Consider the following 15,519-nt stretch of genomic DNA (forward strand, 5'->3'; position numbering starts at 1 on the left):
ATCGACACGTTGACGTTCACGATCTGCACGGGTCAGGAGGAGTCCCGCAAGGACGGCATCGCCACGATCGAGTCGATCCGTGAGCTCAAGCGCCGTCATCCGGACGTTCAGACGACCCTGGGTCTGTCGAACATTTCGTTCGGTTTGAACCCGGCCGCTCGTGTCCTGTTGAACTCGGTGTTCCTGGACGAGTGCGTGAAGGCGGGTCTGGACTCGGCGATCGTCCACGCGTCGAAGATCCTGCCGATCGCCCGGTTCGACGACGAGCAGGTCGGTACGGCCCTGGACCTGATCTACGACCGGCGTGCGGAGGGCTACGACCCCCTTCAGAAGCTGATGGCGTTGTTCGAGGGCGTCAACACGAAGTCGTTGAAGGCCGGTCGGGCGGAGGAACTCCTCGCGCTGCCGCTGGACGAGCGGCTCCAGCGGCGGATCATCGACGGCGAGAAGAACGGCCTGGAACGGGACCTCGACGAGGCCCTGGAGACCCGGCCCGCCCTGGACATCGTCAACGACACGCTCCTGGAGGGCATGAAGGTCGTCGGTGAGCTGTTCGGTTCCGGGCAGATGCAGTTGCCGTTCGTCCTGCAGTCCGCGGAGGTCATGAAGACGGCGGTGGCCTTCCTCGAACCGCACATGGAGAAGACCGACGCGGACGGCAAGGGCACCATCGTGCTGGCCACGGTCCGCGGTGACGTCCATGACATCGGTAAGAACCTGGTCGACATCATCTTGACCAACAACGGCTACAACGTCGTGAACATCGGCATCAAGCAGCCCGTCTCGGCGATCCTCGAAGCCGCCGAGGAACACCGCGCCGACGTCATCGGGATGTCCGGACTCCTGGTCAAGTCCACCGTGATCATGAAGGAGAACCTCCAGGAGCTCAACCAGCGCAAGCTGGCCGCCGACTACCCCGTCATCCTCGGCGGCGCCGCCCTCACCCGCGCCTACGTCGAGCAGGACCTCCACGAGATCTACGAGGGCGAGGTCCGCTACGCCCGCGACGCCTTCGAGGGCCTGCGCCTCATGGACGCCCTCATCGCCGTCAAGCGCGGCGTTCCCGGCGCCACCCTGCCCGAGCTCAAGCAACGCCGCGTCGCCAAGCGGGACGCGCCCGTCCTCCAGGTGGACGAGCCGGAGGAGCCGGGCGGTCGGTCCGACGTCTCCGTCGACAACCCCGTCCCCACCCCGCCGTTCTGGGGTACCCGCGTGGTCAAGGGCATCCCGCTCAAGGACTACGCCTCCTGGCTCGACGAGGGCGCCCTGTTCAAGGGCCAGTGGGGTCTCAAGCAGGCCCGCGCCGGCGGCGCGACGTACGAGGAGCTCGTCGAGAGCGAGGGCCGGCCCCGCCTGCGCGGCCTCCTGGAGAAGCTGCACACCGAGAACCTCCTCGAAGCCGCCGTCGTGTACGGCTACTTCCCCTGCGTCTCCAAGGGTGAGGACCTGATCATCCTCGACGAGCAGGGCAACGAGCGGACCCGCTTCACCTTCCCGCGCCAGCGCCGCGGCCGCCGCCTGTGCCTCGCGGACTTCTTCCGCCCCGAGGAGTCGGGCGAGACCGACGTCGTCGGCCTCCAGGTCGTCACCGTCGGCTCCCGCATCGGCGAGGCCACGGCCAAGCTGTTCCAGGCCAACGCCTACCGCGAGTACATGGAGCTGCACGGCCTCTCCGTCCAGCTCGCCGAGGCCATGGCCGAGTACTGGCACGCCCGCGTCCGCGCCGAGCTCGGATTCGGCGGCGAGGACCCGTCCCAGGTCCAGGACATGTTCGACCTCAAGTACCGCGGCGCCCGCTTCTCCCTCGGCTACGGAGCCTGCCCCGACCTCGAGGACCGCGCCAAGATCGCCGACCTCCTCCAGCCGGAGCGGATCGGCGTGCACCTCTCGGAGGAGTTCCAGCTCCACCCCGAGCAGTCCACCGACGCCATCGTCATCCACCACCCCGAAGCGAAGTATTTCAACGCGCGCTGAGACTCACCGGCGTACACTGGACGGTCCCATACAGGCCGGTCACCTGATCCCGGGGCACGTCCCCACGGGCCGAGGTGACCGGCCTCATCGTCCCCTGAAAGAGGTGTGCGCATTGACCAGCACCGTTCCCGCCCCCGTCACCCGCACGGCCGACGGGCACGCCCTGCAGGCGGTGCTGCTGGACATGGACGGCACCCTCATCGACACCGAGGGGTTCTGGTGGGAGATCGAGGCCGAGATCTTCGGTGAACTCGGACACCGGCTCGACGACGCGTGGCGGGACGTCGTCGTCGGCGGCCCCATGAGCCGCAGCGCCGCGTTCCTCATCGAATCCACCGGCGCCACCATCGACCTCGCCGAACTCAGCGTGCTCCTCAACGAGCGCTTCGAGGCGCGGATCGCCGGCCAGGTCCCGCTGATGCCCGGAGCCGAGCGGCTGCTGAGCGAACTCGCCCGCAACAACATCCCCACCGCCCTCGTCTCCGCCTCGCACCGCCGCGTCATCGACCACGTCCTGCTCACCCTCGGCCGCGACCGGTTCACCATGACCGTCGCCGGCGACGAGGTGCCCCGTACCAAGCCGCACCCCGACCCGTACCTGCTCGCCGCGAGCGCCCTCGGCGCGCACCCCTCGCGCTGCGCCGTCATCGAGGACACCGCCACCGGCGTCGCCGCCGCCGAAGCCGCCGGCTGCCGGGTCGTTGCCATCCCCTCCGTCGGCCGGATCGAGCCGGCGCCCGGCCGGACGATCGTCCGCTCGCTGGAGGACGTCGACCTGACGTTCCTGCGCTCCCTCATCACTCCGATGAACTGAGCACGCACGCTCCGTACCGAATGGAATGAGGCGGGTCGAAGGTCTTGGCGGAGGATCTTCCGCCCCTGGCCCCGGAGGCCGAAATTCCATCCTCCAGGGAAGCGTTGCGCAGGGTGACCTTGGTCACCCGGGAGATGCCCGGCAGGCTCCCCGGCAGGCCCCGAGGCCTCCCCATGTGTCCGGATTGATCAGCTCCTGCCCCATCTGCGAACTCACCCGCATGAGCTGTCAGTCCGCACCCATCACCGTGCGATTACGCCCCAACTCCTGCCAGTTCCAGCCATCCCGTCCCAGGCCACTAATGTCGACGCGGGCACTACGCCGCACCTCTGCCGTACCGAACACACACCCCTGTGACCGGTACGCGCGTGGACCGATCGTCAAACACCGGCCCGATCGTTCCGCCCTGAACGGGCGACCGCCGCGCAGTGCCCTCTACGCCGCTTTGAGCAAGTGCCGGGTGAGGGAGTACTTCCAGAATGAACCGCAAGACCATGGTGCTGACGGCCGCGGCCGGACTGCTCACCCCCACGCTGGCCGCCTGCGGCACAGCGACCGGAGGAGCGGGATCCGGAGCGATCGTCGTCGGCACCACCGACCGGTTCGAGGCTGCCGACTACGCCCCCGCCCCCTTCGACCCCGCCTACGCCTACGACGCCGGCGCCTGGAACATCCTGCGCCAGACCGTCCAAACGCTGATGCACACCCCGCGCGGCGGCGGCGAGCCCGTCCCCGAAGCAGCCTCCGACTGCCGCTTCACCGACACCGGCAACGAGAGCTACCGCTGCACCCTGCGCCCCGGCCTGAAGTTCGCGAGCGGTGACCCCCTCACCGCCAAGGACGTCAAGTACTCCATCGACCGCGTCCTCGCGATCAAGGACGAGAACGGCCCCTCCTCGCTGCTCTCCACCCTCGACAGCATCGAGACCAAGGGCACCGACACCGTCGTCTTCCACCTGAAGACCCCGGACGCGACCTTCCCGTACAAGCTCTCCACGCCCGCCGCGGGCATCGTCAACGAGAAGCAGTACGAGGCCAAGAAGCTCCGCCCCGGCTTCTCCGTCGACGGCTCCGGCCCCTACACGATGAAGGCCGAGGTCAAGGACAACCACCTCGTCCGCGCCGTCTTCACCAAGAACCCGAACTACAAGGGCGACATCAAGCTCCAGAACGACAAGGTCGAACTGCGCACCTTCGCCGACTCCGCCGCCATGGGCAAGTCCCTCACCGGCGGATCCATCGACGTCGTCTCCCGCACCCTGTCGCCCGCCCAGATCACCGAGCTCTCGGCCAAGCCCCCCAAGGGCGTCAAGCTGGTCCCGATGCCCGGCCTGGAGATCCGCTACCTCGGCTTCAACACCGACGCCCCGGTCGTCAAGGACAAGGCCGTACGCCAGGCGCTCGCCGCCGCCGTCGACCGCAACAACGTCATCTCCAAGGTCTACGGCAAGTCCGCCCAGCCCCTGTACTCGCTGGTCCCCACCACCGTCACCGGGCACGTCAACTCGTTCTTCAACAAGTACGGCGAGGCCAACACCCCCAAGGCCGCGGCCCTCCTCAAGGACGCCGGGATCAAGACCCCGGTCAAGCTGACCCTGAACTACACCTCCGACCACTACGGCGACGGCACCACCGCCGAGTTCGAGGCCCTCAAGACCCAGCTCAACTCCACCGGGCTGTTCGACATCACCGTCCAGGGCGCCGAATGGACCGACTTCCGGCCCGCCCAGAAGAAGGGCGACTACCCCGCCTACGGGCTCGGCTGGTTCCCCGACTACCCGGACGCCGACAACTTCCTCGCCCCGTTCCTGGAGCAGGACAACTTCCTGGGCACGCCGTACGCGAACACCGCGGTGCGCACCAGGCTCATCCCCGACGCCCGGCGCGCGATCGACCGCAACGTCGCCGTGCCCGCGATCACGGAGATGCAGGACATCGTGGCCGAGGACGTACCCGTCCTGCCCCTGTGGCAGGGCAAGCAGTACGTCGCCGCCCGCGATGGGATCACCGGAGTGGAGTGGTCCGTCAACGCCATCTCCGACCTCCAGCTGTGGGAGCTCGGCCGAGGTGTCAGCGGCTGAGACCGGCAACAACCGGCAGCGGGAGTCGCAGGCCGGCGCAACGTTCAGACCAGACTGTGAAGGACTTTCGCGTGAACCGACGTAACCAGTGGTTGGCGGCCCCGCTCGGCGCAGCCACCGCCGCCGCGCTGCTCAGCGGTTGCGGTTCGACCGACGGCTCGAACGCCGGCAGCGGCAAGGGCGTCGTCATGGGCATATCCGACAAGGTGAAGTCCACCGACCCCGCCGCCGGCTACGACCCGGGCTCCTGGCTGCTCTTCAACAACGTCTTCCAGTCGCTGCTGAGCTTCCCCAAGGGCGGCACCACGCCCGAGCCCGACGCCGCCCAGGCCTGCAACTTCGAGGGCGGTGACAGCAAGGTGTTCAAGTGCACCCTGCGCAGCGGTCTGAAGTTCAGCAACGGCAACAGCCTCACCTCGAAGGACGTCAAGTTCTCCTTCGAGCGGACCCTGAAGATCAACGACGACAACGGCCCCGCCGTGATGCTCGCGTCGATCGGCTCCATCGAGGCCCCCGACGAGAAGACCATCGTCTTCCGCCTCAAGAACTCCGACGCGACCTTCCCCAGCAAGATCGCCTCCGGCGCCGGTGCCATCGTCGACAGCCGCGAGTACCCGGCCGACAAGCTCCGCAGCGACGACAAGGCCATCGGCTCCGGCGTCTACAAGCTCGACTCGTTCAGCGACAAGAGCGCGAGCTTCTCCGTCAACGAGTCCTACAGCGGCAAGGCCAAGGCCAAGAACACCGGCGTCACGCTGAAGTTCTTCAACGGTGACCAGGCCGCCCTCAAGACCGTCCTGGAAAGCGGAGACGTCGACTTCGCCTTCCGCGGTCTCGCCGCCAAGGACATCGCCGGCCTCGCCGCCACCAAGACCGGCGACCAGAAGGTCGACGTCGTCCAGGGCACCGGCGCCGAGGTCGAGCACATGGTCTTCAACGTCAACGACCCCGTCGTCGGCAAGCTGCCCGTGCGCAAGGCCATCGCGTACCTCATCGACCGCGAAGCACTCGTCAAGGACGTGTACGCGGGCACCGCCGTGCCGCTGTACTCCATCGTCCCCGCCGGCATCGCCGGACACACCACCCCGTTCTTCGACCGCTACGGCGGCAGCCCCCAGCCCGAGAAGGCCAAGGCCGTCCTGAAGGCCGCGAACATCACCGGCAAGGTCAAGGTCACCCTCTACTCGACCCCCTCGCGCTACGGCCCCTCCACCGACCAGCAGTTCCAGGTCATCGCCAAGCAGCTCAACGACAGCGGCCTCTTCGACGCCGAGATGAAGTCCGTCGAGTACGAGCAGTACGAGAAGGACATCCAGGACGGCAAGTACGGCATCTACGTGAAGGGCTGGGTGCCCGACTACCCGGACGCCGACAACTTCACCCAGCCGTTCTTCGGCCCGGACAACGTCCTGCACAACAACTACGACAACAAGGAGATCAGCGGGACCATCATCCCGTCGACCTCCGCGAAGTCCGACCGCACCGCGGCCAACATGGACTACAACCGGCTCCAGGACATCGTCGCCGACGAGGTCCCGATCCTCCCGCTCTGGCAGGGCAAGCAGTACGCCGTCACCCGCCAGAACGTCACCGGCCTCCAGTGGTCCCTCGACGCCTCCACCGTCTTCCGCTTCTGGGAGATCAGCAAGGGCTGAGCCCCGCACACGGCAACGGGCCGGCAGCCGCGTGGAGCGGCTGCCGGCCCGTTGCCGTGTCCGGCGACGCCGACGAGGAACAGGGCCGGCTACGGAGTGGCGCCCGGCCGCACCAGACCCGACTCGTACGCGTACACCGCCGCTTGCACCCGGTCGCGCAGCGCCAGCTTCGTGAGCACGTGACCCACGTGCGTCTTCACCGTGGTCTCGCTCACGAACAGGTCCGCCGCGATCTCCGCGTTCGACAACCCCCGGGCCACCAGCTTCAGCACCTCCACCTCGCGCTCCGTCAGCGACCCCAACGTGTCCGGCACACTGTCCTCACCCGACGGCAGGTGCCCCGCGTACTTGTCCAACAACCGCCGCGTGATGCTCGGCGCCAACATCGCCTCACCCGCCGCGACCACCCGGATCGCCTGCACCAGCTCCGTCGCCGGCGCGTCCTTCAACAGGAACCCGCTCGCCCCCGCCCGCAACGCCTCCACCACGTACTCGTCCAGATCGAACGTGGTCAGCACCAACACCTTCGCCGGCCCGTCGCGCTCCGGACCCGTGATCTGCCGCGTCGCCTCCACCCCGTCCATCCGCGGCATCCGGATGTCCATCAGCACCACGTCGGGCTGCAACGCCCGCACCTGGTCCAACGCCTGCAGACCGTCCCCGGCCTCGCCCACCACCACCAGTTCCGGCTCGGCCTCCAGGATCATCCGGAACCCGGTGCGCAGCAGTGGCTGGTCGTCGACCAGCAGGACGCGGATGGTCACGGAGGTACCTCGTATTCGTCGGGCGGCTACGGCGGACGTCGCCCATTCTGCCCTGACGACAAGATCAGGATTCCGCCGGGCGATCCACCACGACCTCGACCGGCGGCCCCGCCGGCCTGGGCACGACCGCCAACGGATACACCGGGGGAGTCCCCCCGAACTCCGGACACACCGACCGATGATCACACCAGCCGCACAGCTTCGTCGGCCGCGGCCGCCACTCACCCGTCTCCGTGGCCTCCCGGATCGCCTCCCACAACGCGTGCAGCTTGCGCTCCACCCGCTCCAGATCCGCGACCACCGGATCGTAGGTCAGCACGTCCCCGCTCCCCAGATACACCAGCTGCAGCCGGCGCGGCACCACCTGCTTCAGCCGCCACACCACCAGCGCGTAGAACTTCATCTGGAACAACGCACCCTCGGCGTACTCCGGCCGCGGCGCCTTCCCCGTCTTGTAATCGACGATCCGCACCTCACCCGACGGCGCCACGTCCACCCGGTCGATGATCCCGCGCAACCGAAGCCCCGACTCCAGCTCCGTCTCCACGAAGAACTCCCGCTCCACCGGCTCCAGCCGCGTCGGATCCTCCAACGTGAACCAGCGCTCCACCAGCGCCTCGGCCTCCGTCAGCCAGCGCGCCAGCCCCGCCCCCTCGTCCCCCTCCGGGAACAGCTCCGCCAGCTCCGGCTTCGACTCCAGCAACCGGTCCCACTGCCCCGGGATCAACGCCTTCGCCCGCGGAGCCGTCCGCTCCTGCGCCGGATGATCGAACAACCGCTCCAGCACCGCGTGCACCAACGTCCCCCGCGTCGCCGCCGCACTCGGCTTCTCCGGCAACTTGTCGATCACCCGGAACCGGTACAGCAGAGGGCACTGCATGAAATCGCCGGCCCGCGAGGGCGACAGGGAACTGGGCGGCGCGGCGACCGGCGCCACGCCGACCTCGGAAGCACCTGGCACGGCACCGGGACTCGTCGTCATGCGTCAAACCCTACGGTCCACGGCCGACAGCACGCGCATACCATCGACGCCGAGCACCCTCGCACTGCATGATCGGAGCATCACACCCCGCTACACCAGCACCTGAACCACACTGGAACCCCAAGCACCGAACGAAGGAAAGCCGTGGCAGACACCGACGAAACCGGCGAGCGCGCAGCCAAGCGCTCCGACCCGGGCGGCGGCATCCTCATGGGCCGCCCCTTCGGAGTGCCCGTCTACGTCTCCCCCAGCTGGTTCCTCGTCGCCGCCCTCATCACCTGGGTCTTCGGCGACCAGCTCGACCAGATCCTCCCCGACCTCGGACCCGTCCGCTACCTCGTCTCCCTCTTCTTCGCCGTCGCCTTCTACGCCTCCGTCCTCGTCCACGAGCTCGCCCACACCATCGCCGCACTCCGCTACAAACTCCCCGTGCGCCGCATCCAGCTCCAGTTCTTCGGCGGCGTCTCCGAGATCGAGAAGGAATCCGAAACACCGGGCCGCGAATTCGTCCTCGCCTTCGTCGGCCCCCTCCTCTCCCTCGCCCTCGCCGGCATCTTCTACCTCGGCATGAAAGCCGTCGACCCCGCCACCGTCCCCGGCGTCCTCCTCGCCGGCCTCATGATCTCCAACCTCCTCGTCGCCGCCTTCAACCTCCTGCCCGGCCTCCCCCTCGACGGCGGCCGCATGCTCCGCGCCGTCATCTGGGGTATCACCGGCAAACCCATGGCCGGCACCATCGCCGCCGCCTGGGTCGGACGCGGCCTCGCCGTCGCCGTCCTCCTCGGCCTCCCGCTCCTCACCCACACCGGCATCCTCGGCAACCGCACCGACGAGATCGGCGGCATGAACACCGTCATGGACGCGCTCCTCGCCGCGATCCTGGCCGCCATCATCTGGACCGGCGCCGGCAACAGCCTCCGCATGGCCCGCCTGCGCCAACACCTCCCCGAACTCCGCGCCCGCGCCCTCACCCGACGCGCCATCCCCGTCGAGAACGCCACCCCCCTCTCCGAAGCACTCCGCCGCGCCAACGAAGCCGGAGCCCGTGCCCTCGTCGTCGTCGACGGCCTCGGAGACCCCGTCGCCATCGTCCGCGAGACCGCCATCGCCTCCGTCCCCGAACACCGCCGCCCCTGGGTCGCCGTCAGCACCCTCGCCCAGGACCTCACCGACGGCATGAAGGTTTCCGCGGAACTCACCGGCGAAGAACTCCTCGACCACCTCCGCGCCACCCCCGCCACCGAATACCTCGTCCTCGAAACCGGCGGCACCATCTACGGGGTCCTGTCCGCCCTCGACGTCGAGAAGGCCTTCGTCAAGGCCATGGCGCGGCCCCAGTCCTGAAGCCAATACACTGGTCACATGTCCGAACCGACCGGTGCCGCCCGCCGACGCGGGCCCTTCGAGGTCGGGGACCAGGTTCAGCTCACCGACCCCAAGGGCCGCCACTACACGTTCACGCTCGAAGCCGGGAAGAATTTCCACACCCACAAGGGTTCCTTCCCGCACGACGAGCTGATCGGCGCCCCCGAGGGCAGCGTTGTCCGTACCACGGGCAACGTCGCATACCTCGCGCTGCGTCCCCTGCTCCCCGACTATGTCCTGTCCATGCCCCGCGGCGCCGCCGTGGTCTACCCCAAGGACGCGGGCCAGATCCTGGCCTTCGCCGACATCTTCCCCGGCGCCCGCGTCGTGGAAGCAGGAGTGGGCTCCGGCTCCCTGAGCAGCTTCCTGCTGCGCGCCATCGGCGACCAGGGCATGCTCCACAGCTACGAGCGCCGCGCGGACTTCGCCGAGATCGCCACCGCCAACGTCGAGCGCTACTTCGGCGGCCCCCACCCCGCGTGGCAGCTGACCGTCGGCGACCTCCAGGACAACCTGTCCGACACCGACGTCGACCGCGTCATCCTCGACATGCTCGCCCCCTGGGAATGCCTGGAGGCCGTCTCCAAGGCCCTCGTCCCCGGCGGCATCCTGTGCTGCTACGTGGCCACCACCACCCAGCTCTCGCGCACCGTCGAATCCATCCGCGAGTTCGGCTGCTACGCCGAACCGCAGCCCTGGGAATCGATGATCCGCAACTGGCACGTCGAAGGCCTCGCGGTCCGCCCCGACCACCGGATGATCGGCCACACCGGCTTCCTGGTCACCGCCCGCCGCCTCGCCGACGGCGTGGAACCCCCGATGCGCCGCCGCCGCCCCTCCAAGGGCGCCTACGGCGACGACTACGACGGCCCCGGCAGCGACCGCTCCGCGTAACGGCCACGTCCGGACCGGCTCGCCCATCGGGCCCGCCCAACACGAAGGCGCTGCGGCGCAGTTCCCCCGAGCAAACGGGAACTGCGCCGCAGCGCCTTTTCGTTACCCACGAACACCCGCCCGGCGCCCCGGCCCGAATCCGCACGGACCCAGCCGTTTCACCCCCGTGTGACATGTGGCACGATGCTGGCTCCCCGTCACCCCTCGCACAGGAGACACCCCGCGTGCCGCACCGCCCCACCACGCCGGCGCCCACCCCGGGAACCCAGGCGCACCACCGCGCCCGACCCGCCCACTGGGCCGCCACCGCCACGGCCGTCGCCGCCGTCATAGCCGGCGCGGGCCTCCTCCAACCGGAACCCGCCGGCGGAGCCACCCCGCCGGGCGGAACCCGCAACGGCCCACAGGCCGCCGCCGCCCGAGCCACCGCCCCCGACGCACGGGCGGCCACCTACCCCCTCGACTGCAAAGGCGTACCCCGGATCGTCACGGACACCGCCCACGGCGACCTCGACGGCGACGGCCGCCCCGAAACCGTGGCCGCCGTCCGCTGCGACGCCGGCTCCGGCACCCCGCCCCACGCCCTCTACGTCCTGATCCAGGACCCCGCACCCGGCTCCGCGCCCCGCGTCGTCGCCACCCTGCTCGACACCGACCGCCGACGCACCGCCACCGACCTCACCGTCCGCAACGGCTCCGTCACGGTCCGTCTCCTCGGCTACTCCTCGCCGGACGTACCGCGCTCCAGCCCCGACCTGAACCAGCTCGCCAAGTGGCGCTGGACCGCCGGGAAATTCCGCCAGGAGCTGACGGACTCGTCCGCCGGAAGTGTTTGAACCGTCACTCCGCGTCCGGACCGAACACCTCGACCCTGTCCGAAACGCGCCTTACGTGGATGCAGTCACCCGGACATTCCTTCGCCGAATCGACCACGTCCTGGAGCAACGTCAACGGAACCGGAGTCGTTGCCCCCGCCTCCTGCAGCAGCTCGTCCTCGGGGCTCTTCACGTACGCCAGACCATCGATGTCCAGCTCGAACACCTCAGGTGCGTACTGCACGCAGATCCCGTCACCGGTACACAGGTCCTGATCGATCCAGACCTCCAGCGGCTGCCCGGACCCGCCGACACCCTCCGCCGGGGCCTCCTGCTGCACGCTCATATCTCCTGCCGTTCCCTGCTCCGAGTGATCCACCCCGGCCACAACTCGAAGCAAGTCGCACGAGCCCTGACGGGTGTTGAACACTTCGACCTTACAACCGGCTGCTTTCCGATGTTGATGGGTGGGTATTTCCTTGGCGTGAGGGAGTACGCAAGGGTGAAGATCGGACACACCTCTACCGTCTTTGTGATCTAGGGGTTTCAATCACCACCAGCCCAGGTAGGGTCAGGAAGCGTCCAGCTCCCCTTGGAGGAGGTGAGGACCGTGGCAGCCCACGACGACGACATCAACCGCGGCATCCGGCCCGGGCGAGGGTCTGAGGACCCCGCCGGCCAGGTTGCCTATCTCGAGCAGGAAATCGCCGTCCTGCGACGTAAGCTCGCCGACTCTCCGCGGCACACGAGGATTCTCGAAGAGCGGATCGTAGAGCTCCAGACAAATCTGGCAGGCGTCTCCGCGCAGAACGAACGACTCGCGAATACCCTCCGCGAGGCCCGCGACCAGATCGTGGCCCTCAAGGAGGAAGTCGACCGGCTCGCACAGCCGCCGGCCGGCTTCGGTGTCTTCCTCCAGGCGAACGAGGACGGCACCGTCGACATCTTCACCGGCGGCCGCAAGCTCCGCGTGAACGTGAGCCCCAGCGTCGAACCGGAAGACCTCCGGCGCGGCCAGGAGGTCATGCTCAACGAAGCGCTCAACGTGGTCGAAGCCATGGAATACGAGCGGGCCGGGGACATCGTCACCCTCAAGGAAATCCTCGAGGACGGCGAGCGCGCCCTGGTGGTCGGGCACACCGACGAGGAAAGGGTGGTGAGGCTCGCCGAGCCGCTCCTGGACGTCACCATCCGCCCCGGCGACTCCCTGCTGCTCGAACCCCGCTCCGGCTACGTCTACGAGATCGTCCCCAAGAGCGAGGTCGAGGACCTCACGCTCGAAGAGGTCCCGGACATCGACTACGACAAGATCGGCGGCCTGGGCGACCAGATCGAGCTGATCCGCGACGCGGTCGAGCTCCCCTACCTCTACCCCGACCTCTTCAAGGAGCACGAACTCCGGCCGCCCAAGGGCATCCTGCTGTACGGCCCCCCCGGCTGCGGCAAGACGCTCATCGCCAAGGCAGTGGCCAACTCCCTTGCCAAGAAGGTCGCCGAGGTGACCGGCCAGCCCGCCGGGAAGTCCTACTTCCTGAACATCAAGGGCCCCGAACTCCTCAACAAGTACGTCGGCGAGACCGAGCGGCACATCCGCCTCGTCTTCCAGCGCGCCAGGGAGAAGGCCAGCGAGGGCACCCCCGTCATCGTCTTCTTCGACGAGATGGAATCCCTCTTCCGCACCCGCGGATCAGGCGTCAGCTCGGACGTGGAGAACACCATCGTCCCCCAGCTGCTCGCCGAGATCGACGGCGTGGAAGGCCTGGAGAACGTCATCGTCATCGGCGCCTCCAACCGCGAGGACATGATCGACCCGGCCATCCTGCGCCCCGGCCGGCTCGACGTGAAGATCAAGATCGAGCGGCCCGGCGCCGAGGCGGCGAAGGACATCTTCGCCAAGTACCTCAAGGCCACGCTGCCCCTGCACACGGACGACCTGTCCGAGCACCAGGGCTCCACGGCCGAAACCGTCCACAGCATGATCCAGACCGTCGTCGAGCAGATGTACGCCGAAACCGAGGAGAACCGCTTCCTCGAGGTCACGTACGCCAACGGCGACAAGGAAGTCCTCTACTTCAAGGACTTCAACTCCGGCGCGATGATCCAGAACATCGTCGACCGTGCGAAGAAGATGGCCATCAAGGCCTTCCTCGAGCAGAACCAGAGGGGCCTGCGCGTCTCCCACCTCCTCCAGGCATGCGTGGACGAGTTCAAGGAGAACGAGGACCTGCCCAACACCACCAACCCCGACGACTGGGCCCGAATCTCCGGAAAGAAGGGCGAGCGGATCGTATTCATCCGCACGCTCGTCACCGGAAAGCAAGGCGCGGACACGGGACGCTCCATCGACACGGTGGCGAATACCGGTCAGTACCTCTGACAAAAAGGGGCGGCTGCGGGTGCCCTCACCGGGCATCCGCAGCCGCCCGTTTTACCGCCTGCCCTTTTCGGCCGGTGACAGGGCAAATTCAATGACTGAAATGATCTCCCCACCAGCGCGCAGTGGTTCTAGGCTCTTCCGTACCGCCGGTCGCGCAGTGCGGGGACGGGCACCGCACACGACGCACCGGAGCACCAGCGGTACTTGAGCGCCGCTCCCGAACGGGAGCGCCGCCGGGCAAGGAGGGCCGCATGACCGTACGGCGAGTAATGGGGATCGAGACGGAGTACGGGATCTCCGTTCCGGGACACCCGAACGCCAATGCCATGCTCACCTCGTCCCAGATCGTCAACGCCTACGCGGCGGCGATGCACCGGGCGCGACGCGCCCGCTGGGACTTCGAGGAGGAGAATCCGCTGCGGGACGCCCGCGGCTTCGACCTCGCCCGCGAGGCCGCCGACAACAGCCAGCTGACCGACGAGGACATCGGCCTCGCCAACGTGATCCTCACCAACGGCGCACGGCTCTACGTCGACCACGCGCACCCCGAGTACAGCTCACCGGAGATCACCAACCCGCTCGACGCCGTGCTCTGGGACAAGGCCGGCGAACGGATCATGGCCGAAGCCGCCGAACGGGCCGCCCAGCTGCCCGGCGCCCAGCCGATCCACCTCTACAAGAACAACACCGACAACAAGGGCGCCTCCTACGGCACGCACGAGAACTACCTGATGAAGCGGGAAACCCCCTTCTCGGAGATCGTGCGCCACCTGACCCCCTTCTTCGTCTCCCGCCAGGTCGTCACCGGCGCCGGCCGCGTCGGCATCGGCCAGGACGGCCGCGAGCACGGCTTCCAGATCAGCCAGCGGGCCGACTACTTCGAGGTCGAGGTGGGCCTGGAGACCACCCTCAAGCGCCCCATCATCAACACGCGCGACGAACCCCACTCGGACGCGGAGAAGTACCGCCGCCTCCACGTGATCATCGGGGACGCCAACCTCTCCGAGATCTCCACCTACCTCAAACTCGGCACGACCGCGCTCGTCCTGTCCATGATCGAAGACGGGTTCATCAACGTCGACCTCGCCGTCGACCAGCCCGTCCGCACCCTGCACCACGTCTCCCACGACCCCGACCTCCAGCAGCTCATCACGCTGCGCAGCGGCCGGACCCTGACCGCAGTACAACTCCAGATGGAGTACTTCGAGCTGGCCAGGAAGTACGTGGACGAGCGGTTCGGCTCCGACGCGGACGACCAGACCAAGGACGTCCTCGCTCGGTGGGAGGACGTGCTGGGCCGGCTCGAGACCGACCCGATGAGCCTGTCGGGGGAGCTGGACTGGATCGCGAAGCGGGAGATCCTGGAGGGCTACCGCAGGCGCGACGGGCTGGAGTGGGACGCGGCGCGGCTGCACCTGGTCGACCTCCAGTACTCCGACGTACGGCCCGAGAAGGGCCTGTACAACCGCCTGGTGGCCCGCGGCAAGATGAAGCGGCTCCTGGAGGAGCCGGCCGTGGAGCGGGCGGAGAGCAAGCCTCCGGAGGACACCCGGGCCTACTTCCGGGGCCGGTGCCTGGAGCAGTACGCGGACGACGTGGCCGCAGCCTCCTGGGACTCGGTGATCTTCGACCTGCCGGGCCGCGACTCCCTCCAGCGGGTCCCGACCATGGAACCCCTCCGGGGGACCCGCAACCACGTCAAGGAGCTCCTGGACCGGTGTCGTACGGCCGAGGACCTGGTGCGGGTGCTTTCGGGGCAGTGAGGAAGGCTGAAAGGCCTCCGGTCCGGGAATCATGA

The 15,519-nt window shown here is 68.2% G+C and carries 12 protein-coding genes; 9 read left to right on the plus strand and 3 right to left on the minus strand.

The genetic code is table 11. The features are described 5' to 3' along the window. The 4 genes from ACFY0I_RS22285 to ACFY0I_RS22300 form a co-directional block, all read left to right on the plus strand. On the plus strand, nt 1-1,974 hold a 1,974-nt coding region (locus tag ACFY0I_RS22285; RefSeq protein WP_388898495.1), incomplete at its 5' end, for a vitamin B12 dependent-methionine synthase activation domain-containing protein. A 112-nt stretch (nt 1,975-2,086) separates the two neighbouring features. Beyond that, the gene (locus ACFY0I_RS22290; RefSeq protein WP_388898499.1) at nt 2,087-2,788 is read left to right on the plus strand and encodes an HAD family hydrolase; all 702 of its coding nucleotides are present in this window, start codon (nt 2,087-2,089) and stop codon (nt 2,786-2,788) included. A gap of 479 nt (nt 2,789-3,267) precedes the next feature. Continuing rightward, nucleotides 3,268-4,869, plus strand: coding sequence for an ABC transporter substrate-binding protein (locus ACFY0I_RS22295; RefSeq protein WP_388898502.1), 1,602 nt, complete (start codon nt 3,268-3,270; stop codon nt 4,867-4,869). A 71-nt stretch (nt 4,870-4,940) separates the two neighbouring features. Next, complete coding sequence (locus tag ACFY0I_RS22300; RefSeq protein ID WP_388898504.1) at nt 4,941-6,524, plus strand: ABC transporter substrate-binding protein; 1,584 nt, start codon at nt 4,941-4,943, stop codon at nt 6,522-6,524. An 89-nt stretch (nt 6,525-6,613) separates the two neighbouring features. Here the strand turns inward: ACFY0I_RS22300 and ACFY0I_RS22305 are convergent, their stop codons facing one another. Beyond that, entirely contained in the window at nt 6,614-7,288 is a 675-nt protein-coding gene (locus ACFY0I_RS22305) for a response regulator (RefSeq protein WP_388898509.1), read from the minus strand. A gap of 64 nt (nt 7,289-7,352) precedes the next feature. Continuing rightward, nucleotides 7,353-8,270, minus strand: coding sequence for a RecB family exonuclease (locus tag ACFY0I_RS22310; RefSeq protein ID WP_388898511.1), 918 nt, complete (start codon nt 8,268-8,270; stop codon nt 7,353-7,355). A gap of 144 nt (nt 8,271-8,414) precedes the next feature. On the opposite strand from ACFY0I_RS22310, the gene ACFY0I_RS22315 reads away from it, so the two are divergent. The 3 genes from ACFY0I_RS22315 to ACFY0I_RS22325 all read left to right on the plus strand — a co-directional run bounded on the left by ACFY0I_RS22315 (nt 8,415) and on the right by ACFY0I_RS22325 (nt 11,365). After that, nucleotides 8,415-9,614 (plus strand): site-2 protease family protein, encoded by a 1,200-nt coding sequence (locus ACFY0I_RS22315; protein WP_388898514.1) that lies wholly within the window; start codon nt 8,415-8,417, stop codon nt 9,612-9,614. Between the two features lie 18 nt (nt 9,615-9,632). After that, a complete protein-coding gene (locus tag ACFY0I_RS22320; RefSeq protein WP_267090166.1) occupies nt 9,633-10,529 on the plus strand; it encodes a tRNA (adenine-N1)-methyltransferase in 897 nt (298 codons plus the stop codon). 224 nt (nt 10,530-10,753) lie between these two features. Then, nucleotides 10,754-11,365 (plus strand): hypothetical protein, encoded by a 612-nt coding sequence (locus tag ACFY0I_RS22325; protein WP_388898518.1) that lies wholly within the window; start codon nt 10,754-10,756, stop codon nt 11,363-11,365. Nucleotides 11,366-11,369: 4 nt separating this feature from the next. On the opposite strand, the gene ACFY0I_RS22330 is transcribed toward ACFY0I_RS22325, so the two are convergent. After that, on the minus strand, nt 11,370-11,690 hold the full coding sequence (locus ACFY0I_RS22330) for a ferredoxin (RefSeq protein ID WP_388898521.1): 321 nt from the start codon (nt 11,688-11,690) through the stop codon (nt 11,370-11,372). 264 nt (nt 11,691-11,954) lie between these two features. On the opposite strand from ACFY0I_RS22330, the gene arc reads away from it, so the two are divergent. Beyond that, entirely contained in the window at nt 11,955-13,721 is a 1,767-nt protein-coding gene (gene arc, locus ACFY0I_RS22335) for a proteasome ATPase (protein WP_388898524.1), read from the plus strand. A gap of 251 nt (nt 13,722-13,972) precedes the next feature. Continuing rightward, nucleotides 13,973-15,484 (plus strand): depupylase/deamidase Dop, encoded by a 1,512-nt coding sequence (gene dop / locus ACFY0I_RS22340; RefSeq protein WP_388898527.1) that lies wholly within the window; start codon nt 13,973-13,975, stop codon nt 15,482-15,484. Nucleotides 15,485-15,519 lie beyond the last annotated feature (35 nt).

The sequence above is a fragment of the Streptomyces sp. NPDC001568 genome (assembly GCF_042893755.1).
In the GTDB taxonomy this organism is placed as follows: Bacteria; Actinomycetota; Actinomycetes; order Streptomycetales; family Streptomycetaceae; genus Streptomyces.